Origin of the sequence: Carboxylicivirga caseinilyticus (genome assembly GCF_050589785.1) — a bacterium.
In the GTDB taxonomy this organism is placed as follows: domain Bacteria; phylum Bacteroidota; class Bacteroidia; order Bacteroidales; family Marinilabiliaceae; genus Carboxylicivirga; species Carboxylicivirga caseinilyticus.
Map to the genome: position 1 here is coordinate 73579 of NZ_JBNGOX010000019.1, position 22632 is coordinate 96210.

General features: G+C 32.5%; 21 protein-coding genes. 16 read left to right on the plus strand and 5 right to left on the minus strand.

From position 1 onward, the window contains the following. Positions 1–2: 2 nt before the first annotated feature. Both ACRD62_RS11435 and ACRD62_RS11440 read left to right on the plus strand, forming a co-directional pair. Positions 3–1607, plus strand: a complete 1605-nt coding sequence (locus tag ACRD62_RS11435) for a hypothetical protein (RefSeq protein ID WP_430820245.1) — start codon at positions 3–5, stop codon at positions 1605–1607. A gap of 50 nt (positions 1608–1657) precedes the next feature. Next, positions 1658–3106, plus strand: coding sequence for a DUF5723 family protein (locus ACRD62_RS11440; RefSeq protein WP_430820246.1), 1449 nt, complete (start codon positions 1658–1660; stop codon positions 3104–3106). A gap of 41 nt (positions 3107–3147) precedes the next feature. On the opposite strand, the gene ACRD62_RS11445 is transcribed toward ACRD62_RS11440, so the two are convergent. After that, the gene (locus tag ACRD62_RS11445) at positions 3148–4029 is read right to left on the minus strand and encodes a DMT family transporter (protein WP_430820247.1); all 882 of its coding nucleotides are present in this window, start codon (positions 4027–4029) and stop codon (positions 3148–3150) included. A 240-nt stretch (positions 4030–4269) separates the two neighbouring features. Between ACRD62_RS11445 and ACRD62_RS11450 the strand changes: the two genes are divergently transcribed. After that, positions 4270–6735, plus strand: coding sequence for an FAD-dependent oxidoreductase (locus ACRD62_RS11450; RefSeq protein WP_430820248.1), 2466 nt, complete (start codon positions 4270–4272; stop codon positions 6733–6735). A 174-nt stretch (positions 6736–6909) separates the two neighbouring features. Continuing rightward, entirely contained in the window at positions 6910–7722 is an 813-nt protein-coding gene (locus tag ACRD62_RS11455; RefSeq protein ID WP_430820249.1) for a M48 family metallopeptidase, read from the plus strand. A 53-nt stretch (positions 7723–7775) separates the two neighbouring features. On the opposite strand, the gene kdsA is transcribed toward ACRD62_RS11455, so the two are convergent. Further along, positions 7776–8597 (minus strand): 3-deoxy-8-phosphooctulonate synthase, encoded by an 822-nt coding sequence (gene kdsA, locus ACRD62_RS11460; RefSeq protein ID WP_430820250.1) that lies wholly within the window; start codon positions 8595–8597, stop codon positions 7776–7778. Between the two features lie 234 nt (positions 8598–8831). After that, complete coding sequence (locus ACRD62_RS11465) at positions 8832–10121, minus strand: replication-associated recombination protein A (RefSeq protein ID WP_430820251.1); 1290 nt, start codon at positions 10119–10121, stop codon at positions 8832–8834. Between the two features lie 49 nt (positions 10122–10170). On the opposite strand from ACRD62_RS11465, the gene ACRD62_RS11470 reads away from it, so the two are divergent. Continuing rightward, positions 10171–11667: a recombinase family protein gene (locus ACRD62_RS11470; protein ID WP_430820252.1), complete on the plus strand. Its 1497-nt coding sequence runs from the start codon at positions 10171–10173 to the stop codon at positions 11665–11667. A gap of 212 nt (positions 11668–11879) precedes the next feature. Then, the gene (locus ACRD62_RS11475) at positions 11880–12446 is read left to right on the plus strand and encodes a helix-turn-helix transcriptional regulator (protein WP_430820253.1); all 567 of its coding nucleotides are present in this window, start codon (positions 11880–11882) and stop codon (positions 12444–12446) included. A gap of 1516 nt (positions 12447–13962) precedes the next feature. On the opposite strand, the gene ACRD62_RS11480 is transcribed toward ACRD62_RS11475, so the two are convergent. Continuing rightward, positions 13963–14496 carry a hypothetical protein gene (locus ACRD62_RS11480; RefSeq protein WP_430820254.1) on the minus strand — a complete coding sequence of 178 codons (534 nt, stop codon included), beginning with the start codon at positions 14494–14496 and terminating at the stop codon, positions 13963–13965. A gap of 133 nt (positions 14497–14629) precedes the next feature. After that, the gene (locus ACRD62_RS11485) at positions 14630–15061 is read right to left on the minus strand and encodes a hypothetical protein (protein ID WP_430820255.1); all 432 of its coding nucleotides are present in this window, start codon (positions 15059–15061) and stop codon (positions 14630–14632) included. Between the two features lie 184 nt (positions 15062–15245). Here ACRD62_RS11485 and ACRD62_RS11490 point away from each other — a divergent pair, with 184 nt between their 5' ends. The 10 genes from ACRD62_RS11490 to ACRD62_RS11535 all read left to right on the plus strand — a co-directional run bounded on the left by ACRD62_RS11490 (position 15246) and on the right by ACRD62_RS11535 (position 22524). After that, on the plus strand, positions 15246–15413 hold the full coding sequence (locus ACRD62_RS11490) for a helix-turn-helix domain-containing protein (RefSeq protein WP_430820256.1): 168 nt from the start codon (positions 15246–15248) through the stop codon (positions 15411–15413). Between the two features lie 506 nt (positions 15414–15919). Further along, entirely contained in the window at positions 15920–16681 is a 762-nt protein-coding gene (locus ACRD62_RS11495; RefSeq protein ID WP_430820257.1) for a hypothetical protein, read from the plus strand. Between the two features lie 8 nt (positions 16682–16689). Further along, a complete protein-coding gene (locus ACRD62_RS11500; RefSeq protein WP_430820258.1) occupies positions 16690–17127 on the plus strand; it encodes a hypothetical protein in 438 nt (145 codons plus the stop codon). Positions 17128–17217: 90 nt separating this feature from the next. Next, positions 17218–17433 (plus strand): hypothetical protein, encoded by a 216-nt coding sequence (locus ACRD62_RS11505; protein ID WP_430820259.1) that lies wholly within the window; start codon positions 17218–17220, stop codon positions 17431–17433. A gap of 747 nt (positions 17434–18180) precedes the next feature. Continuing rightward, positions 18181–18474, plus strand: a complete 294-nt coding sequence (locus ACRD62_RS11510; protein ID WP_430820260.1) for a hypothetical protein — start codon at positions 18181–18183, stop codon at positions 18472–18474. Between the two features lie 10 nt (positions 18475–18484). Then, positions 18485–18889, plus strand: coding sequence for a hypothetical protein (locus tag ACRD62_RS11515; RefSeq protein ID WP_430820261.1), 405 nt, complete (start codon positions 18485–18487; stop codon positions 18887–18889). Positions 18890–18991: 102 nt separating this feature from the next. Further along, the gene (locus ACRD62_RS11520; protein WP_430820262.1) at positions 18992–19486 is read left to right on the plus strand and encodes a hypothetical protein; all 495 of its coding nucleotides are present in this window, start codon (positions 18992–18994) and stop codon (positions 19484–19486) included. Positions 19487–19712: 226 nt separating this feature from the next. After that, positions 19713–20519: an ion transporter gene (locus tag ACRD62_RS11525; protein ID WP_430820263.1), complete on the plus strand. Its 807-nt coding sequence runs from the start codon at positions 19713–19715 to the stop codon at positions 20517–20519. Next, the gene (locus ACRD62_RS11530; protein ID WP_430820264.1) at positions 20503–21549 is read left to right on the plus strand and encodes a type I restriction endonuclease; all 1047 of its coding nucleotides are present in this window, start codon (positions 20503–20505) and stop codon (positions 21547–21549) included. The genes ACRD62_RS11525 and ACRD62_RS11530 overlap by 17 nt, the downstream gene beginning before the upstream one ends. A 111-nt stretch (positions 21550–21660) precedes the next feature. Further along, positions 21661–22524, plus strand: a complete 864-nt coding sequence (locus ACRD62_RS11535) for a hypothetical protein (RefSeq protein WP_430820265.1) — start codon at positions 21661–21663, stop codon at positions 22522–22524. Positions 22525–22632 lie beyond the last annotated feature (108 nt).

Genomic DNA, 22632 nt, shown 5'->3' on the forward strand with positions numbered 1-22632 from the left:
TTATGAACTTAAAATATTTCAAAATACCATTTTTATCAACTCTAATCTTATTTGGAGCCTGTAAAAAGGAAACTATTGATCTGGATAAGATGCCTGATCCGGATAGAAATTACGGAGTGAGTATTCCTTTGGCGCAGGTTTATTTTACGATGGGTGCTTTAGTTGAGAAGGTTGATACATCTAATTACCTTAGTATTGAAGAGGATGGCCTGATTGTTAGAAAGTACTACGAGACCTTCGAAATGGAGTTGGAAAGTATTGTTGATCTTAATAATGTAAACTATTCCATTGCTTTGCCATATGCAAATAGTGGAACGCAAGGGTCCAACAATGTTAGTCAGACAATAATTAATAAATATGCCCTAAATGAACGACCAGAGGCTCGTTACGACAGTGTATATCTTGAAAGTGGTTTATTAAATATTGATAATTTGAATTATCCTGCAGGTTCTACTGGAACGATTTCCTTTGAAATACCGGAACTTTATGCTCCCTCAGGCAGTACTTTTAATTACACCGCAAACTTAAGTGATTTTACTCCGCAATCCTTTAACCTGGATGATTATAAAATTCAATTCAGTACAGGAGTTGATTCAAGTTATGTGACCTTAATTACGAATATTAATATTGACCTTCCAAATTCACCTGGAGCTGGAGTAATAGGAATAGATTTTGGAATGAATGATCTTATTGCTGAAGTAACCTTCGGATATTTCGGTAATTATTCCGAAACACTTTTAGACTCAATGGAATTTGACGTTTTTGATGCAAATGAAGTTTATGATGCTGTTGAGCTGGCAAATGTATATGTTGATGTTAATACTAAGAATTCTGTAGGGTGTCCGTTCAATATAGAACTGGATAGTATTGTATTTTCAAAAGATGGATCACTACCTGAGGAATTGGAATTAGCCAATAATATTTTGAGTATTGAATCTGCAACCTATGCACAACCCGTAATTTCATCAGAGCAGAAGTTTGAATATGATAAAACCAATTCAAATATTCTGAGCATAATCGATGAACTTCCAAACTGGGTAACAACTAAAATGACTGCCACAACGAATCCGGAAGGAAACACTAATACAGTAAACTTTTTTCATCACTATAATCATCTGGAAGCCGATCTGGGAATTATTTTTCCTCTTCATTTCAAAGCTGAAGATTATCAAAGAGTAGACACATTAGATCTGGATTTTAACGAAGAATTTGGGGATTCAGATTTAACAGATGCTCTGGATCATATAAACCTTTTTCTTGACGTTTATAATGGACTTCCATTTGAAATTACCCTTGAAAGTGTTGTGGCCAAAGACGGAAATGACATTGACATTGATTATTTGATTGAGACTCCGGGCGAGAAGATTGCTTCAGCTGTTCCTGATGAAAATGGGCATGTGAGTGAAACTGTGTACAGTGAAATAATTTTGACACTTGATAAAGACCAGATACAAAAATTCAAAGATCAGGATATGAAGTATCTGGTACTTAAAACAAAAGGAGTTTCATACGGGGCTGAGAATAACGGTTATATTAAAATATACGATGATAATGTTTTAAAGGTCGTTTTGTCAGCAGAAATTAATGGTAATATTCCAAATGACTAGTAAACTAATAAACAGTTTTGCACCAACCAAATTCAAATCTTGTCATTAATATGAAATCAATATTATTAAAATATACTTTTATCATTTCTCTATTTTGTGGCTCTGTATCAATGCTTGGACAAGCTCCAATGTCGTTGTATTATTTAAAGAATACACCACAAAGTGTTTTGATAAATCCGGCAAAAGAACCACGACCTAATTTTTTTATAGGCATACCTATGGTTAATTCATTAACATCGTTTCAGAGCGATATTCCATTGGTTGACTTTATTCAGCTTAATTCCGATGGAATACCTTTGTCGCCTTTGAATGATGGATATGATTACGGTAAACTTTATAATAAAATAGGAGATGGTATTAACTTAAGAGTGGATCAGCAGATAATTCCATTGATGTTTGGCTTTCGAACAAGAAATGGCTATTTCACATTTTCATATAGCGAGAAAGTTAGTATGAATTATGGTTTGCCCAAAGGATTTTTTGTGTTGTTAGAGAACGGAACTCCTGATAATACTACCATTAGTCTGAATGGATTAAATCTCGAAAATGCCATCTATCACGAATTTGCTTTTAGTTACAGCAGATCTTTAAATGATAAATTAACTGTAGCAGCCCGTATAAAACCTTTGTTTGGTGTTGCTGCTTCTAAGACAGATTTTACTGACTTTACCATACATACTTCACGTACATCATATGATTTGGTTGCTAATGCCGATATCATGACTTCAATTCCCGGAGTTGAAGAGATAGAATATGACGAAGATGGTGTTCCTTCTGACATTGAAATGCAGGATATTGATTCTGATTACTTCTTGAATAACGCCTTGTCATTTACCAATCCTGGAATTGCATTTGATTTTGGTGCAGTTTATGAGTTAGACGATAAATGGTCTTTTTCAGCTGCTTTAAACGATTTGGGAGCAATTAAGTGGAAAGATAATCTTAATTCATTATCAGCACGTGGTTCATATAGTTACCAGGGTGCATTAATTGATACCAGTGTAATTGATAATGGAAGCAAAATTTCTGAAGATATCGTAGATTCTCTGCTGGCAGGTGTAAATATTACTCATGATCCTCTTTCTTTCAGAACCGGCTTGAGTCCTGTTTTGTATATGGGAGCAGAGTATAATGTCAATCATGTATTCTCTTTAGGATTTTTATCACGAAGCATTTTTCATAAAGATTTTTTCAGACAGGATTTTAATGTGTCGGCTAATCTGAATCTTTATCATCGATTGGCTACTTCAGTAAATTATAATGTCGACATAAGAGGTAAAAGTCATGTGGGTTTTGGTCTGTCAAGTTTTATCGGACCATTACAAATTTATATGATGGTTGATAAGATACCTCTTTATTATAGAAATTACACCATTGATGGAAATGATATTCCAATATTTGGTGATATGCAGAGCGCTTCTGTTATGTTTGGGATGAACCTTGTTTTTGGTTCTAAAGGCTTTAAAGATAAGCCAATGTTATCGCTTCGCGACAGATAAGAATAATTACAAAAAAGATTGAGAGAGAATGATACCGGTTATTATTCTCTCTTTTTGTTTTGTCTTGATAATACCGGATGAATAAAAACAGCTAACAGAATTACCAGGGTGCCAATATAAAATCCGGCCGACATAAATTCACTTGATCCGAAAATAAAGAAAGCCATTAGAATGCCATAAACGGGTTCCATATTAATGGCAAGCACAACCGTATATGCCGATAGTACTTTCATCACATCAACAGCTGTAACAAAGGCATAAGCTGTGCAAACAATACCAAGAATAAGAACAAATACTACATCCCAGCCAGTAGGTTTAACCAATTGGCCATTAAATGTACCTGTAAAAGCCAAGAAGATTGTAATGCTAATAAAGCCATTGAGCATCTCATAAAAACTGATAGTTACCGGATGTTGCTCATCAATGAATACCTTGTTTAGTACTGTGAACAGACCTGCCAGAAAAGCAGCTGTTAAAGCCGTTATTATACCCTTTATATAACCTAATTCAAACTGAAATATCAGGTATAAGCCACTAATTATAATTAGCCCAATCAATACTTCAACCCATTTTATTTTTTTACGAAAAACAATGGGCTCCAGAAAGCTGGTAAAAAGGGTGGTTGAGGCCATACACCCTAATGTGACCGAAACATTCGAGATTTTTACAGCTCCGAAAAAAGTAATCCAATGAAATGCAACAACAACGCCAATACCCATAATCTTTGCAATATTCTTTTTGCCGATAGAAAATGGAATTGATTTGGCACGCATGAAAATGCCCAGTATGATTGCTGCAATAAGCATTCTGTACCAAACAAGCTGTGGTGCAGGTAAACTGATTAGTTTGCCCAAAATAGCAGTAAAACCATATAATAAAACAACGAAATGGAGTTTAAGATGGCTTTTTACAAGGTTATTCATTTATGATCTACTTTTTCGAGTGTCAAAAATAGAAATACTTTAGATTAAATTTTAATACTAACTAAAATAGCTTCGATTTAAATATTAATGCTTTTTATCTTTAATTTAATTAGCAGATATACAATGTAATACAGTTGGTGTAAGTGTTAATTAACATTTTTTATAACTATCTAAATAAGTAGATATGTAAACTTTTAGTTTCTTTGCTTCAAATACAGAAAAAATTCAATATATAGAATCATGAATAAAGTTTATGTAATTATTGGAGGAGTGGCAGGAGGAGCTACAACAGCTGCCCGCCTGCGTAGAGTTGATGAAAATGCACAAATAATTATGCTTGAAAAAGGGCCACATATCTCATATGCTAATTGTGGTTTACCTTATTATATTGGAGGTGTAATCAAGGAACGTCAGAACCTGATGGTTCAAACTCCTGAAAGCTTTAATGCCTGGTTTAATATTGATATTCGAATTTATTCAGAGGTCACAGCAATAAATGCTGAAGAAAAAAAGGTGACAGTTAATAACCTGAAGACAGGTGAAAACTATGAACTTAATTACGATAAATTGATCCTCTCACCAGGTGCATCACCAATTGTACCGCCCATTGAAGGTATCAATCATCCAAATATATTTACGCTGCGTAATGTAGAGGATACTGATAAAATCAAAGCATTTGTAGATAATACAAAACCGGCAACTGCAGTTGTGGTTGGAGCAGGTTTTATTGGCCTTGAAATGGCAGAAAATCTTCATCACAGAGGATTAAATGTTACAGTTGTTGAGGCAGCTCCTCAGGTTATGAATATGCTAGATCCTGAGATGGCGGCTATTTTACATCAGCATTTTAAGGATAATAATGTAGGTTTATATCTCGATAATGCTGTTAAAGCATTCAGAGATAATGATAAAGGAAATATTGATGTTTGCCTGGCAGACGGAGATATTCTTTCAGCTGATTTTATTATTTTATCCATTGGTGTTCGTCCGGATAGTAAACTGGCAAAAGAAGCTGGATTGAAAATTGGTCAAACGGGTGGTGTTTGGGTTAATGAATATTTACAAACATCAGATGAAAATATATATGCGGTTGGTGATAGTATTGAATTCCCTCATCAGATTTCGAAAAAGCCCAGCCTGGCATTTTTAGCTGGACCTGCAAACAAACAAGGTCGAATCCTGGCCGATAATCTAACGTTTGGTCATACAAAAAAATATAATGGTTCAATTGGTACTGCCATTGCTAAAGTTTTTGATTTAACAGCAGGTATCACTGGTCTGGCAGACAAGAGCCTGAAAGCTGCCGGAATAGATTACCAATCAACTATCGTAAATAACGGTTCGCATGCAGGTTATTATCCTGGGGCCATGCAAATGAGTACAAAAATTTCGTTTTGTCCAACAACGGGTCGATTATATGGTGCTCAGATTGTAGGTTATAAAGGAGTTGATAAACGTTTGGATATTCTGGCTACCATTATTAAGAATGAAGGAAGTATTTACGATTTGCAGGAGATAGAACATGCTTATGCACCTCCATTTAGTTCGGCTAAAGATCCGGTTAATCAGGCTGGTTTTAATGCTGAGAATATAATTCGTGGATTATTTAAACCTATGTCAGCCTATGAATTAAATAAACTTGAACTGGATGAAGTTACTTTAATTGATACACGTACAGCTGATGAATTTGCCTTAGGTGCCATTGAAGGAGCTATCAATATTCCAATAGATGCAATTCGAACTAATCTTCATAGAATACCAAAGGATAAGAAAACAGTATTGTACTGTGGTGTTGGACTTAGAGGTTATCTGGCAGCCCGTATACTTCGTCAGAACGGATACGAAGAAGTTTATAACCTGTCTGGGGGTTTAAAGGTTTATAATAATGCGATTAAACCTCAGGATAACAGAATTCAATGTGATGAGAATGCTGAAGTTATGCAGGCCCAAACCATTACAAAAATGCCAACCATTAAAACTGATATTTTAGAAGTTGATGCATGTGGTTTGCAGTGTCCGGGTCCAATCATGAAACTGAAAACCGAAATGGACAAACTTCCTACTGAAGGTCAGTTAATGATTAAGGCCAGTGATCCCGGTTTTTATAACGATGTGGCATCATGGTGCAAGGTTACAGGTAATGAATTGTTGACCCGTGAAAAGGAAAATGGTGAGATCACTGCTATTATCCGTAAAAACGATGTATTGAAAGATGGTTTTTCAGTTCAGGATAAAGGGGATAATAAAACCCTGATTGTTTTTAGTGATGATATGGATAGAACACTGGCCTCGTTTGTGATTGCAAACGGAGCAGCAGCCATGGGTAAAAGAGTGACCATATTTTTTACTTTCTGGGGGTTAAATGTCATTAAAAAACCTAATAAGCCAAAAGTGAAAAAAGGTGTGATGGATAAAATGTTTGATATCATGATGCCTAAACACAGTGGCGATTTGAAACTTTCAAATATGAATATGGGAGGTATGGGTGCCAAGATGATGAAAAAACGAATGAAAGATAAGAAAGTGGATTCACTGGAGGTGATGATTCAAAATGCGGTTTCATCGGGCATTAACCTGATAGCTTGTCAGATGAGTATGGATGTTATGGGAGTGAAGCAAGAAGAATTAATAGATGGAGTAAACATCGGAGGAGTTGCTAATTACCTCGAAGAAGCCGAAAAATCTAATGTAAACCTATTCATTTAGATAAATAAAATTCAGTAAATATTATAGAAAAAGGGTGTATATGCATTGAAACATATTCACCCTTTTTTATGTTTTGTTGAGTAATTAAATGTTTTAAATAATGTAAGATTAAATATTCTCAACTAATTTAGTGCAATATTCCTTACTAATAAATCTAACTTAATTAATGAAGAAATGATAAAACTATTAAAGAAATGGCAGGTAGTAGTAAGTTCTGTCCTTTTATTGGGTATTGTAGTTGCATGTGCTACAGTTCCTATTACCGGTCGTAAGCAATTAAACCTGGTGTCAGACTCTGAGATGATGTCAATGAGTTTTACTCAGTATGAAGAGTTTCTAAAGGAAAATAAAGTATCGACCGATGCAGAAAAAACAGCTTTAATTAAAAAGGTAGGACAGAAAATTTCTGCTGCTGTTGAGAAATATATGTCTGACAATGGTTATTCAAGTCAGATTTCCGGTTTTGAATGGGAATTTAATTTGGTTGAAGACGAAACACCTAATGCCTGGTGTATGCCAGGTGGGAAAGTGGTTTTTTATACTGGTATTTTACCTTATTGTAAGGATGAAACAGGTATTGCGGTTGTAATGGGCCACGAAATTGCCCACGCGGTTGCCAAGCATGGAAACGAAAGAATGAGTCAGCAATTGGGTGTACAATTAGGAGGAGCAGCACTTTCTGTTGCTATAAGTGAAAAACCAGAACAGACACAACAGATTGCAATGGCTGCCTTTGGTTTAGGCTCTCAGTATGGATTTATGCTACCTTTCTCGCGCACACATGAGACAGAAGCTGATAAGATGGGATTGATTTTTATGGCAATGGCAGGGTATAATCCAAATGAAGCAGTACCATTCTGGCAACGAATGTCAGAAATGGGAGGAGCTGCACCGCCAGAATGGATGAGTACTCACCCTTCTGATGAAACCCGTATCAAAGACCTGAATGCTTATATGCCGGAAGCATTAAAGTACTATAAGAAATAAACAGTAATAGAATGAGTAAAGAGGCTGTCCATTTTAGGCAGCCTCTTGCATATTTAAAATTCGATTATTGTTTTTCTGATAGCTGTTAATCTCGTCATCAAACCTTCAAGCAGATCAAGATGAAGCATATTTGCTCCATCTGATTTGGCATTGGCCGGATCGAAATGCGTTTCAATAAATAAACCATCAACACCAACTGCAATGCCGGCACGTGCAACTGTTTCAATCAATTCTGGTTTTCCTCCTGTAACACCGCTGCTTTGATTAGGTTGTTGCAGTGAGTGGGTAATATCCAATACAACAGGAACATCAAATTTTTGCATGGTTGGTATCCCGCGATAATCAACCACCAAATCCTGATAACCAAACATGTTTCCACGATCAGTTAAAATAATCTGGTTGTTACCTGAGTCTTTTACTTTATTAACCGCAAATACCATTGATTCAGCACTTAAAAACTGACCTTTTTTAATATTCACCACTTTGCCGGTTTCTGCAGCGGCAATCAATAGGTCCGTTTGACGGCACAAAAAAGCGGGTATTTGCAATACGTCAACATATTCGGCTGCCATGGCTGCTTCATTAGCTGCATGGATATCTGTAACCGTTGGAATGTTGAATGTCTCACTTACTTTTCGAAGGATCTTCAACGCCTTTTCGTCACCAATGCCACTAAATGAATCGATGCGTGAGCGATTTGCTTTTCGGTATGATCCTTTGAAGATATAAGGGATCTTTAGTTTATCGGTTATACTCACTACTTTTTCGGCAATACGTAAGGCCATTTCTTCGCCTTCAATTGCACATGGGCCAGCCAGTAAAAAGAAATTACCGCTGTCGGTGTGCTTTATGCGTGGTATTTTATTTATTTCCATTGTGATAATTATTGTGATTTTCTCAATATTTTGATTTTAATATAAAACTACATTATGGAACTTAATAAACAAAAGCTGATGGCTGTTGGGATAGCTATTAGTCATGTCCATAAAGTACTTATACTACAATACATTCCAGATAATAGTAACATTTGTTGAGTGCAGTAAATTTTCTTGATACTTATGTCTTGATACTTTGTACACATTATTTTACTACTCTTAAAACTAACCAACTTACTTATAATCTTTCCACAAAAACTTCATGCGTTCATCAATTTTAGTTTCCTGGGCATTTTTTTGAGGTTTGTATAATTGGTGACTCTTGATTTCGTCAGGCAGAAAATCCTGCGCTGCAAAGTTATTAGGATAATCGTGAGAATACTTGTATTCTTTGCCGTAATTTAATTCTTTCATCAACTTTGTTGGAGCATTTCGTAAATGCAGCGGTACAGGTAAATTACCGGTTTGTTTAACCAGTGCCTGAGCATCGTTTATTGCCATATATGCTGAGTTACTCTTTGCGCTGGTGGCCAGATAAATGGTTGTTTGCGAAAGAATGATTCTCGATTCAGGCCAACCTACTTTATTGATTGCATCAAAACAGTTAGTTGCTAATAATAAAGCGTTTGGATTAGCCAAACCAATATCTTCCGAAGCTGAGATGATGAGCCTTCTGGCTATGAACTTTGGGTCTTCGCCACCTTCGACCATACGGGCCAGCCAATAAACTGCAGCATCAGGATCACTTCCCCTGATTGACTTGATAAAAGCTGAGATGATATCGTAATGCATCTCTCCGTTTTTATCGTATTGGGCAGGGTTTTGTTGCAAATGATTTGTTACCAGTTCATCGTTTATGAGTATTTCATCCTTGTTAATCTCAGCATTGGTTACCAGTTCTATAATATTCAACATTTTACGGGCATCACCACCTGAATATCGAAGTAAGGCATTATCTTCTTCAATGGTTACCTTTTTATCTTTCAGTAAAATATCTTTGGTTAATACCCTGTTTACCAGATCCAGCAGGTCCTCTTTCTCCAATGCTTTGAGAACATATACCTGACAACGAGATAAAAGCGGCGAAATAACCTCAAACGATGGATTTTCGGTAGTTGCACCAATTAGTGTGACAACACCTTCTTCAACGGCACCAAGCAGACTATCCTGTTGTGATTTACTGAATCGGTGAATCTCATCAATAAACAAAATAGGAGAGGGCGAACTGAAAAACCTCGATTTACGAGCTTTATCAATAGCTTCACGCACATCTTTAACACCCGAATTAATAGCTGACAGTACATAAAATGGTCTTTCCAGTGTTTTGGAAATTATTCGTGCCAAAGTAGTTTTTCCAACACCCGGAGGTCCCCAAAGAATAATAGATGATATAACTTTTCTGTCTATCATCTTACGAAGAACGGCTCCATTGCCAACCAGATGTTTTTGTCCAATGTAATCATCAAGGTTTTGAGGCCTCATTCTTTCAGCCAATGGTGGATATGAAAATTTATTTAATGTCATTATATTTATATCATCATCAGAACAAAAATAGCAACAAAATAGGAACAAAATGAAAAAGGGTGTTATTTATGGTCGAGTTAGCTCAAAAGACCAAGATTATACAAGGCAAGTTACAGAATTAAAGCAATGGGCTGCCTCATTTGGTGTGACTATTGAAGAAACATTTTTAGAAAAAATTTCAGCAACTAAAACGAAAGCAGATGAAAGAAAAGAACTGCAAAAAATGCTGAAATATACCGAAAGACATAATATCAAAAATGTTTTTTGTTGGGAGTTGTCAAGGTTAGGGCGTAGAAACAAAGATGTTATTAAAATATTTGAGGATCTAACCTCAAAAAAGGTTTGTCTTTGGATTAAGAAAGATAACTTAATTACTCTTGATGATAATGGAAACAAAACAACTACAGCAACTTTAATGATTAATGTTCTTTCAGCCTTGGCCGAAATGGAAACGGAGCAATTGTCAACAAGAACAATATCTGGCAAAATGGAGAAGGCAAAAAAGGGAGGTGGTTTTAATGGCTGTTATGGCTATGATATTGTTGAAGGGAAACCAGTTGTTAACAAAGAACAGGCAAAAGATATAGCTACCATCTTTAATATGTTAGCTGAAGGTATAGGGTGCAGATCAATAGCAGCACACCTTAATGCGACAACTGCATTAAAGAGGTGGAGAAATCCAAGTATCTACACGATAGCACGAAATACAATGTATAAAGGAGAGAGAAGATATAAGGGTTTAGTACTTGAAGCTCCTTCAATTATTGATTCTGAATTATGGCAAAAAGCCAATGATAAAATTGACTTGAAAGACAAATATGTAGGCAATAAAATAGTAAATACCAACATTCTTATCGGTAAGATTTTTTGTAAGAAATGCGGAAGCCCAATGTATCAGGTTGTAAATGAAAAACAGGGTACAAATGTTTATCGGTGTAGTAGTGACGCAGAAAAGAAAAAGGAGTCAGGTACAAAATGTCGTATTTCAATAAGTCGCCCATGGCTTTATCATGTCGTTCGACATCATTTCGACAAATACGCAGAGAAAGCACTTCAAGAAGAGACAAGGAGTAAATTAGAGCGTAAAATAAGCCTAAATAATGCAGAGATAGAGAACCATGAGAAAGATCGAAAAAAGCTGGCAGATAGGCTTAAAAGAGCAAGATTATTATTTGTTGATGGGGAATTATCAGATAGTGAGTACAAAGAAATTAAAGGAGATTCGTCAGAGGAAATAAAAAACATTGATGTGAAAATATTATCACTGAAGGACGAAAACACTTCCTTTAATAAGTCTATTAGTGGCGAAGTTGGGCATTTCAGCAAAGATGATACAATCTTTAAAGAGCAAATAAAAGATATTCTGAAAGAAGTTATAGTCTGGGATAAATTCGTAGAGGTAAACATAGACGGTTGGTTTAAGGAAGTTTATTTTAAACCAACACCCGAACAGGTAAGAAAAATGAAAGCAGATAATAATTGGCAAGTTCGATGTTATGATGCATCATCGTTTTATAAGGATTTAAGCGATGATATGTCAATATAATAGTCAATGTAGTCATAGTTACAACCAAAAATCAAACATCATGGAAACAAACAATCATTACTATTTACTCATAGATGGGACAAAAATAGCTAATAGAAAGGCATTATGTGACTATCTGGAAGTCAGTAAGACAGTAGTCACTAAATTAGTTAAAAAGGGAGTAATCAAATCAGTAACAATTAGCACCCAACGGTGCGAAATAAGCAGCAAAGATGACAGATGATAAATTAAAGAGTGAATTAATCAATTACATTGAAGAGAACAAATGTGATTTTAAGGATGATCAACCCATCCCCAAAGGTGTAATATGTGATTTTGAGCTTACAAATACAGATATCATGGTTTATTTGGCCTTAGTCGGTCATTATGGTTATGGTCAACCTTTCAGTATCACATACAATGATATAATGGTTATGACTGGGATCTCAATAGTCTCAGCAAAAAGAGCGATTCAAAAATTGGCAGAAAAGAAACTTTTAAACAAAAAAAGGACTATACGAGAGAATAAGTATTTCATACGCCCTTTTAAGAATGATGTGTTTTTTCATTTTTCGGGTGATTTTTTGAGAAGTGGAAAAAAGGAGGATATAGACCTCATGAGGTGGTTATATTTATCTAATGGTAACAACTACCTACCAACTATTAAGTATTGCCAAAATAAATTTGGCTTAACTAAAAAACAAAGATCTCGGCTAAATCAGATTGTAAAAAGTATTTTTGGCGAATCCGACTGTTTAGATGTTGATATTTGGAGGACTTTAAATGATATATCAGATTAGTTTTTTTATTATAATAACAGGTTACTTTTTTGATACCCTGAGGGTACTTTTATGATACTCTGTAGGGTACTTTTATGATACTCTCTATTATAAAAGAGTTTTATTTTAGAAAAGTATTATAAAGAGGTTGCAAAAATGAATTTTGCAACTTTAATATTTATTAAAATAAAAAATAGAATTAAAAGACTTTATGAGAAAGTAATTAAATGGTAATTCCTCATAAGGTAAATAAAGTAAGATTAGCTCTTGAAAATTAATTGAATTAAGAAACTTCATTTTGTAATTGAATCAAACATACTTCATGTGTATTTATTCCTTTACTTCATTTTTATGATTTTAGATTTCAATTACCTTATGCAAAATTAAAAGTAAATTTCCCATAAGGTAAAAATACAAGTAAGTGTAATTTGAATCAATAGTCATTTTTGTATATTTTACGCCCTGTATTTTAACTTTTACCCCTTGAGTGGTATGTAGTATCCACTTGACTTGAGATAATGGCTTAAAAATGGGTTATTGTGAATATAATAAATATTCACTTTATGAGTAGATAAAAATAATATAAATTCTCATAAAGTAAAAAGTATAGATTAATTTAATTTGATTGAATACCCGTTTTTATTATAAATACGCCTATTTAAACCGCTTTTACCCCTTGAGTGGTACATGGTATCCACTCGACTTGAGATAGTGGCTTAAATGCCTTATGAATCATATAAGATAAAATATGTAAATAATATCAGTTAAGAAATGAAATATATTAATTCTCTTTTCTGGATTAAACACAAAACAACTTTTCATAAAGTACATTCATTGTTACAAAATTATTTAAATATCTATTATTCAATATTATATATGTGCTATTATTGGATGAATTAGTATAGATAAGGCTGTAAAATAACGCTTATGTGTAAAGGATTATAACAGTTTATATATGAGGTATATGAAGTGTTTTTAATGCTAATTTTTACTGATATTTCAGATTTTAATACTTTGAAAATATTTAGTGATTAAGTAATGGAATACTTATATAAAATAGCATTTTTCCTTATTTTATAAGGGTTTCATGGGAATTGTATAAATAAATGTTATAATATTTCAATTTATCATAGATAAAAAGAATAATGCCTCAAAATAATTGTATATGTATCTGTTTGTCAGTGTGTATTGATTGTGTTATACAAGATGATTATTATAACAACACTTGAAAAGTTCTTCCATTTAGTATTTTAACCCCTATTATATATGTAGGGGTGTTTGTTCTAATCACACATTCAAAACATATAAGAGTAGAGGTGTGTGTGTAATTTAATAATGATTTGGATATTCAAAACACATAAGAGTAGAGACACCTATGTGATTTATTAATGATTTGGACATTCAAAGTGATATAATAGTAGAGGGGTGTTTGTTCTAATCACACATTCAAAACCCATAATAGTAGAGGGGTGTATGTAATTTAATAGGAAAGTTATGAATTGGATAGACAGATTTCATTGGTGGTTTGCAGTAGATTTTATTGGGAGAAAGAAATGGTGTCCTTTTTCGTCTGATACTGTTTATAGTATTGTTGAAGTTCTTTTATGGATGATTCTAATTGGTTTATGTTATCTTGTTGCTTATCAATTTGCAATTGCATTAAATCAAAATTTTTAGATGTTGTTTTAATGTTCATGTAAATTGTAAACATAGCAATAAGTGTTATTATAATTTGAGTCACACTTGCAGTGAGATTATTAAAAATGTTGCTACGAACAGACATTCCTTCATTAAGTATTTCTTTTTTACCAACACTATATAGACCAATTTCGGATATATAGTATTTATTTTCTCTATCATCATAAGTTTTTTCATAAACTTCTTTTGTTCTATATAGAACATCAATTTGTTCATCAATTAGAGATTCTTTATGGTTGATTCCATCAGATATCTCTTTAATAGTAAAAGAAAAATCATCTGAGTTTGGGTATTTTGGATCAAACTTAAATCTTTCAGATCTAAGAAATACTAATATTTTATGTCTTATTGAGTATGATTTTGGGGTAAACATGGTAAGTTATTTAAGAAAAATTATTATTAAATATTAGTAATTATGGAAAGGGATAAATATAAACTGTCTAGGTCTTTTGAAACCAAAAAAAAAGTTGATGTTAAAGAAAAGAAGTCAAGCATAACACCATTTCTTATTGTTTGGTTTGTTTTTGTATTGATATATCTTTTTGTTTGGCCTTAATAACATTTAAAGAGTCATGCAGCAATTTATATTCGCGTTTTATTGAGTCAATCTGATTCATTAAATATTTATTTTGGGTTGTCAGTGTTTTAACACTATTTATTGAATAAAGGTATTCTTTACTTAACAAGTTTTTAACTTCTGGAATAATTAATAAACCAATCGCAAATAAAATTATAGTTAATCTATTTGATACTTGCAAGTTTAGCCACCATCTAACTAAGCTGGAAATTAAAAGGTAGTCATAACCAACTACTCTCCATTCATTTGGTTCAAGATTATTTAGTTGTCTTTTGCTTACAGTTTTTCTTTCGGGTGTATATGGACTACTACCAAATGAAAATGGGTAAATTTTTTCAACTATATAACGTTTAAAAAACATGTTAGATTTGATTAATAAATAAGACGTCCGTTGACTATTCAGAAAGTAACTGAAATTTAAACACTCTAATTTAATTACCAAATAAAAAATTTCACATCATTCCTCATAAAGTAAAGAGAATTAAATATTTTTTTTGCTCCTATTACTGAATTAACTATCAATAATACACGTTAAACGTAACACCATGAAACAAGAAAATTTACTAACAGTGGCCGAGGTGGCCGATATATTTCGGGTAACAGATCGGACTATATACAACTGGATTACGCTTAAAAAAATAAAAGCCCTCCATTTTGGCCGTAAATACTTGATTCAACAATCAGAGGTTAACCGAATATTAACCATGTCATAATAATTTAAAGGTGTGCAAAAACTTAATTATAACCTATTTACGTAAATTGTTAAATCGCACATCTTATCTGGGTAATTGGAATTGAAACACTAATTACCCACCATCTCAAAAATGAGAAATCACATTAAAATCTCTGTTATTTTACGATTTATACTGTTCAACAGGTATTAGTAAAACGTTACTTAACGCCTGTTTTATAATTCGCTCTTTTTTGATTTATATATACTCACACAGGTATAGACATAACGCTGTTTTACGCCTGTGTTTTTTCTTTGACTCTCTTTTATTTGATTTATACATTTCACGGGCGTTGAATACTATTTTTAACGTCCGTTTTTCACATCGACATTCAATTCGCTTTATATCTGGCAGTGCGGTGAAAGGGCACAAATACCTTTCCCGTACTTTTAAAATGATTTTTTCTTTATCAATATATTCTCAGGAGGTTATGGAAGATTATATCTTCTTCAATCTCCTTTTTTAATTACTTATTAATTAGTTACACTATGAATTTTTTTAAAAAGATGGGTAAAAAACCCACAAATCAAGACAAAGAATCGCTAACACCTCATGAAGTTAGAGAGGTAAACAGAAAACAAGTAGAACTGACAGAAAAAGAGCTGATTAGTTTTTCGAAAACTGTTGATAATTTCGGCCTTGAGAAGCATGAAAAAAGCAAAATTAGCTCAATTCTGAGCAAAAAAGGATTAAATCTAACACCCGAAAAACTTGATTTATTACTCTCAATCTATTTTTACAACCACACTTACACAAGTTTTGACACAAAAACCATTAAAAAAACACGTTTCTTTTCTATCAATAATAGGGGGCGAAGTATTGCAGCGAAATACATGGAAGAAGATAAAAAGAATCAAGCCTATGAGATTCTAAAAGAGCAATATAGTGTCTTTTTTAGAGGGCGTACTTCCATATCAATTACAGCCGATCAACTATTTAGTCAAATAAGAATTTCGAAAGGCTTTAGTTTTAAATTTGAAGATACTCCCATTCTGATACAAAGATGGTTCAATCTGGGGCTTATTACTGTTCATAAAAAAAACGATAATGTAATGAATTCACCATTAGAGAACATCGCATTAAATATTACCCCTGAAGCTATTAAATGGTTAGTCGCTAACCTTCCAGAAAATGAGTCTTTCGATAGCCTTCCAGATCAATATAGTGGTTACACTGAAAGCAGAGAAAGACTAAAACGTAAAATTGAAGAAAATAACGCTGAAAAAAACAAATCATTTTTAATTAAATAATTACAACAATGGAAAAATTCAAACCATACAATAAAGAAAAAGAGACAGTTACTCAATTCATTCAGAGAGGCAAGCAATACCGAAAAGACCTTGAAAGAACAGGCGCAAAATTTAAGGAGGTTGATGACTTCCTTTTCGATTATGAAAGGCAATTGACAGCCATAGAAAGAGAGCTTGGTGTGTTAATAGGCAAAGAACACGATCAGAAATTTGAGGAATTAAAAGCAAAAAATAAAGCTGTTCTGGATGAATACACCAAAGAGACAAAGGGTAATTTTTTAGGCCAATTTAAAACAAAAGAAGAGTTCGATAAATTTCAAGAGGAAAGAAAGGAACTGAACACTCAAAGGCTTACAAAGCATTCAACCAGAACACTTGCAACGGATGAGGATATAAAGAGATCCACTAAAATAATTCATTCTCAGGCCGACTTGAAAGAAGATTAAAGAACTTTCATCTAATGTTATATATTCTTAAAGGGGTATTTAGTGAGGTTGAGGCCTCATTATTTACCTCTTTTTAATAACCAATTAATAATGAAACATTTTGTAATTAATGATATTGGAGCAAGAAGAAGATTAATGAAAGCTTCAGAGATATATTACAGTTCCGTTTATGAAAGCTTTAGAGAAAGGAAAGAGCTGCACAACAATGAGCAATCACTCATTAAGTATGAAGAAGAGTTAATATATCAAACCACAAGAAGAAAGAAATATAAATTAATAGCCTCAACACGAATAGAGAAAGAATAACAAACAGAGAAGAGAACAGAACAAATAAATTAAGAAAGGAAATAATATACTACTCTATGAGATGAGTATAACAACACACAACAACCTCACATCAAAGATTAACAATAACAAGAAACCAAACCAAACGATTTAAGATACTACCTACCATATGGTGCATAGTTATAATAACAATCATAAATCAATATTGAATGGTGGCCGGTATAGGCTGCAATGTTTACAGTATTTACACAGTGATTATCTACTATTATAATAGAGAAATACTGATGTTGTTACCTGGTTACTTACATTCTTTAACCTCATGAGTATTGATTCATACAACTACATGAGTAAAGAAATAAAATAATTCTCTGATAGATTGATGAGTGATAAGTATGTTGTTGTATATGTCTATCTATCACATGAATATAAAAAACGAATCGACCTGAATTTTAATTACCTCATGAGGTGTAAATATATAAGGTGTGGGGGGCTGATATGCAGATATTTAACATAAACGAAACCACCCGACAGCAACATTTGGATACCCATCGATAAGCGATTGAAAAATGAATTAGTCCTTTCCTGCTGGAATGCGCTTAAATAAAGAAAAGTAGGAGCTTTTTGAGGAAAATTAAGATTTTGAAAAAAAATCTCAGGAAATGCTTGATAATAAAGCGTTTTAGGCCTTTTGAATCAATAATTAAAAGTATGAAAAAAATACATTAAAAGCAATAAAAACACCCCCTTTTATACCAAATAATTTAAAAAATGAAGAGAGAAAATATCAATATCCTAAGATATAAGAATCCAAAACTAACCAATCTAAAGCACTATCTCAAGGAGCTTAACATCATGGAACCTCACATTGAGTCTTTGATAGTACAGGCAAATAATCTTAACAATCTATGCCTTTTTTATACAAATCACATCAATGATGAAGGGGTAATGATGAAAGGTGTTAGAGGCGTAAAACAAAACCCTAGTGTTACAGCCTTAGAGAAGGCAATAAGAGAGTTAAATGCCTTATTAGTGGAAATTTCAAACCTTATTTCAAACCGATAAATAAAGAAAAATGAAAAAACTAAAAATGAATCAAAAAAGTACCAAAAAATACGCCTGTGGTACACCAACGCCCAGCATGGTAAATTATTCAGGGGATTTTGATAGTACTCATCATGTGGTCAGTAGTAATAGACATTTTACGTTTTCAACACCTTGGGGAAATATGACAGCGATTCTTTGTAATTGTGGCGAACGCTTATTATTTAGTGAAAAAGAGTATTTGAAATTGGCCATTAATCCACAATCGAAAATTAAAAATTATGGTGGTTTTGTGGATATTATCGAAAACTTACCAGAAATGAAGGAGCATGAAGGCAAAGAGATAAGCCTGTATATGGAAAATAAGGATATTAACGGCAAGTACATTGACGGTGTTCAACTAATCGAATCTGATTTCTTTGATGTTGATTTTTAGGAAAAGAAATTCTAAATTAACAATAATGGAATTTTAAACTAATATTAAAGGGTTTACAGTTAGATACATGAACTATAATTTTACAAAATGAACAGATTTCTAATGATTCTATTAGTTGTGAGTATGTCTACTATATTATTTGGGCAGAAAGCTGAATATGGTAATGTCACACAAAAGGCAAAATACACCGAGTATTTAACAAAAAATGGTGATTTATTAAAGGTTGGTGATACATTAAAACTTGGAAAGGCAATATCAGATAAAGGTTTTCAATATATAACACAAGGCGGTCAACCTTGCGCGATTTGGTTAGCAGATAAGGTTGTTTTTGTTGACCATTTTAGGAGTTTTGGAACAAAATCACAAGGTTATAAGGTGTATGTTGCTTTTAAGGGGTATGGTTTAGTTCCTGTTTATATAGATTATGATTCTGCTATAGAAGTAGGTGAAGTAGTAAATAAGAACTCAAAAATGACAAGAGATGAAGCAATCAATAAACTTTCAGAAGCTAAGAAGTTATTAGATTTAGAAATTATTAGTCAGGAAGAATATGATAAACTCAAAAAAGAGTTAACGCCTATTATTGTGAATATGTAATTTATATAACCTCATTAAATAAAAGATATCAAAAAAATAATTGTTGCTTTAAGTTCATTGATTCCTAAATAAATAAAAGTTATATTTATCAGAAAATCGGGAAGCATAAATTAAAGAGGGGTAAAATGTAGTGTTTTACCCTTTTTCTATATCAGAAGATACCCTCTTTTTATTTTAGGTATTATATGTATTGTTTTACCTTAGAGAATTATAATTAATTAAATGTTTGATTTTAAGTGTTTTATATAATGAAAAAATATTTCTTAATGACAGGTTTATATTGACAATTATCTTAATTAATTCCTTAATAATCTTCATTACAGGATTTAATATAGAACCTGATATAATCAAATTTTTACGGGGGTTAGATGGGTTTATCACTATTCTGTTTGTAATTGAATTAATAGTTAAAATTAAGCACTTTGGGAAGTTATATTTTTATTCGAGTTGGAATATTCTTGATTTTGTATTAATTGTTCTCTCTATACCTGCATTTTTTACAATGTTTATTGAAAGTTCAAACTTTGATCTTAGTTATTTGCTTGTTCTTAGAGCATTGAGGGCATTTAAGGCTTTTAGGTTTATTAAGTTTGTAACTGAAATAAATGAATTAATTAAGGGTATAAATAGAGCTTTAAAGACATCTTTAGTCGTGTTAATTGGTTTTTCAGTATACCTTTTTATTATGAGTATATTTTCATTTTATCTATTTGCTGAAACTGCACCTGAATATTTTGAAAATCCGCTTTTATCTCTGTATTCCATATTTAAAATTTTTACGGTTGAGGGATGGTATGAAATTCCTGAATCAATAGTTCATTCATACAATTCAGTGCAGACCTTTTTCACATATATTTATTTTATTTTCATAGTAATGAGTGGTGGAATATTTGGATTGTCTTTAGTAAACTCAATATTTGTTGATGCGATGGTGAGTGATAATAATGATTTACTTGAGAAAAAAATTGGTAAATTAGAATCTCAAATTAACATACTAATAGAAAAAATTGACAATAATGGAGTTTCAAGCTAATCTTAAAGCATTCACAGAGAGGGTTTTGACACTGAAGCCAAATCTTCAAACCGAAGAAGCCACCAAAAATGGCTTAATTATGCCTTTTATACAATTATTAGGTTATGATGTATTTAATCCAATGGAAGTAATACCTGAGTTTGTTGCTGATATTGGAACAAAGAAGGGGGAAAAGGTTGATTATGCTATTTTACAGGATAATACACCTATAATGATTATTGAGTGTAAGCACTGGAAAGAGAATTTAAATGTTCACAATTCTCAACTACATAGATATTTTCATGTAACAAAAGCTCGCTTTGGTCTTCTTACTAACGGTGCAGAATATCGCTTTTATACAGATTTGGAAGAATCTAATAAGATGGATAATGAGCCTTTTTTGGTTATTGATTTCGAAAATTTGAAAGACCATGAGGTTAATGAGTTGAAGAAATTCCAGAAGGCCAATTTTGATATAGATAAAATCATAGATAGCGCTAGTGAATTGAAATATTCGTCAGCTATCAAAGAAATCTTAGTTAAAGAACTGAATGAGCCTTCAGAAGATTTTGTTCGTTTCTTTGGAAAACAGATCTATTCTGGTAAAATAACCGCAAAAGTATTGGAGCAACTTACAGGAATAGTAAAAAAAGCAACTAATCAATCTATCAAAGAAATTGTTAATGATAGACTTCATTCAGCATTGAAGAAGGAAGAAGAATCACATGAAGAATTTGAAGAAGTTGTTGAAGAAAGCAAAATAGAAACAACTCAGGAAGAAATTGAAGGATATCATATTGTTCGCTCTATTGTTAGAACTCAAATAGATGCTGAAAGGGTTGTATATCGTGATACTCAATCTTACTTCGGAATTTTAGTTGATGATAATAACCGTAAGCCAATATGCAGACTTCATTTGAACGGAGGTAAAAAGTATATTGGTTTGTTTGATGAGAATAAGAAAGAGGAAAGAATATTGATTGAGAAGCTTGATGATATATATAAATTCTCTGATAAGCTCCTAGAGGCAACAGTAAGATATTTGAACTAGAACATAGGGAGCAATTAAGCTCCCTTTATGCTCTAGAATGGTTTCTCAGTTAAATCCTAAATAACAATTTGACAGAATTTATAAGAACATCATTGAAATAAAATATATTAAATGATATATTCTGAAACACTTTTTAAATATGATAAGAATGTAAAAAATGCTTTCGAAAAATTACAAAAAATGGCAGAACAGAATCAAAGGAATAAGAATGATATTCTTTTGATATGTATCAATGGTTGGAGGAATATTCAATTAGAAGATTCATTACGAGCAAAAAAACTTAGTCCTTTTATGATTGGTTCTGGGGTGTTTGGACATTGCTATTTTTCTATTTATGATTTTTATGATGCCTATAGAAGAAATGTAAGATCTAAATCAGAAATAACAGATGAAGAAAGAGACTCAGAAGAGTTTAAAAGAAATGAGAAGCTTTCTATTGATCTTGAATTAATGATATATCTTAAATTTTGGGAATCCGATATAATTCTCTCTAAACTTTTAAATTTAGTGAATCTTGCCCTAGGTAAGTCTTATGATTGGGAATTACTTAATGGTAAAATTGAACATAGAAGAATAATAATAAAGGATTACGTTCAAGCACCATTAAAAGGAATATGTCCTGAGTTATATGATTTAATAGAGGAAGTTTATTCTAATCAAATTAGAAATGCGATTGCACACTCAAAATATTACCATGTAGGTAGAAATATAATTTTAGGTAATAAGCCAGATAGTAAGCATTATAAGCTTTCAAATATCACCTATGATGAATGGGAAGTACGATTTCATAAAGTCTTATTAATGTTTAATCATTTTATAAATGCTCAGAATGAGATTAATGAAAGATATATTGAGAAGGTTAGAGGTAAACATTTCGGTTTACCAATAACAATTCCTGAGAAAGATAAATTAGGATTAGATAAAATTTTTTGGATAAAATATTTTGAGGTTAGAGGGAGGTGGGACTATAAGTAATTAGTGTTTAATAGTAAGCATCCGGTAAACTCCGCCTAAAATATCCCCATGTCAGTTTTTATTTTTCGGAAAACTAAAAACGAACGACATGCTAAACGCTAAGAAATT

What these genes read in the sequence shown, in the direction of transcription:
- ACRD62_RS11435 (WP_430820245.1), top strand. Translation starts at nt 3, where the DNA reads ATGAACTTAAAATATTTCAAAATACCATTTTTATCAACTCTAATCTTA.
- ACRD62_RS11440 (WP_430820246.1), top strand. Translation starts at nt 1,658, where the DNA reads ATGAAATCAATATTATTAAAATATACTTTTATCATTTCTCTATTTTGT.
- ACRD62_RS11445 (WP_430820247.1), bottom strand. Translation starts at nt 4,029, where the DNA reads ATGAATAACCTTGTAAAAAGCCATCTTAAACTCCATTTCGTTGTTTTA.
- ACRD62_RS11450 (WP_430820248.1), top strand. Translation starts at nt 4,270, where the DNA reads ATGAATAAAGTTTATGTAATTATTGGAGGAGTGGCAGGAGGAGCTACA.
- ACRD62_RS11455 (WP_430820249.1), top strand. Translation starts at nt 6,910, where the DNA reads ATGATAAAACTATTAAAGAAATGGCAGGTAGTAGTAAGTTCTGTCCTT.
- kdsA (WP_430820250.1), bottom strand. Translation starts at nt 8,597, where the DNA reads ATGGAAATAAATAAAATACCACGCATAAAGCACACCGACAGCGGTAAT.
- ACRD62_RS11465 (WP_430820251.1), bottom strand. Translation starts at nt 10,121, where the DNA reads ATGACATTAAATAAATTTTCATATCCACCATTGGCTGAAAGAATGAGG.
- ACRD62_RS11470 (WP_430820252.1), top strand. Translation starts at nt 10,171, where the DNA reads ATGAAAAAGGGTGTTATTTATGGTCGAGTTAGCTCAAAAGACCAAGAT.
- ACRD62_RS11475 (WP_430820253.1), top strand. Translation starts at nt 11,880, where the DNA reads ATGACAGATGATAAATTAAAGAGTGAATTAATCAATTACATTGAAGAG.
- ACRD62_RS11480 (WP_430820254.1), bottom strand. Translation starts at nt 14,496, where the DNA reads ATGTTTACCCCAAAATCATACTCAATAAGACATAAAATATTAGTATTT.
- ACRD62_RS11485 (WP_430820255.1), bottom strand. Translation starts at nt 15,061, where the DNA reads ATGTTTTTTAAACGTTATATAGTTGAAAAAATTTACCCATTTTCATTT.
- ACRD62_RS11490 (WP_430820256.1), top strand. Translation starts at nt 15,246, where the DNA reads ATGAAACAAGAAAATTTACTAACAGTGGCCGAGGTGGCCGATATATTT.
- ACRD62_RS11495 (WP_430820257.1), top strand. Translation starts at nt 15,920, where the DNA reads ATGAATTTTTTTAAAAAGATGGGTAAAAAACCCACAAATCAAGACAAA.
- ACRD62_RS11500 (WP_430820258.1), top strand. Translation starts at nt 16,690, where the DNA reads ATGGAAAAATTCAAACCATACAATAAAGAAAAAGAGACAGTTACTCAA.
- ACRD62_RS11505 (WP_430820259.1), top strand. Translation starts at nt 17,218, where the DNA reads ATGAAACATTTTGTAATTAATGATATTGGAGCAAGAAGAAGATTAATG.
- ACRD62_RS11510 (WP_430820260.1), top strand. Translation starts at nt 18,181, where the DNA reads ATGAAGAGAGAAAATATCAATATCCTAAGATATAAGAATCCAAAACTA.
- ACRD62_RS11515 (WP_430820261.1), top strand. Translation starts at nt 18,485, where the DNA reads ATGAAAAAACTAAAAATGAATCAAAAAAGTACCAAAAAATACGCCTGT.
- ACRD62_RS11520 (WP_430820262.1), top strand. Translation starts at nt 18,992, where the DNA reads ATGATTCTATTAGTTGTGAGTATGTCTACTATATTATTTGGGCAGAAA.
- ACRD62_RS11530 (WP_430820264.1), top strand. Translation starts at nt 20,503, where the DNA reads ATGGAGTTTCAAGCTAATCTTAAAGCATTCACAGAGAGGGTTTTGACA.
- ACRD62_RS11535 (WP_430820265.1), top strand. Translation starts at nt 21,661, where the DNA reads ATGATATATTCTGAAACACTTTTTAAATATGATAAGAATGTAAAAAAT.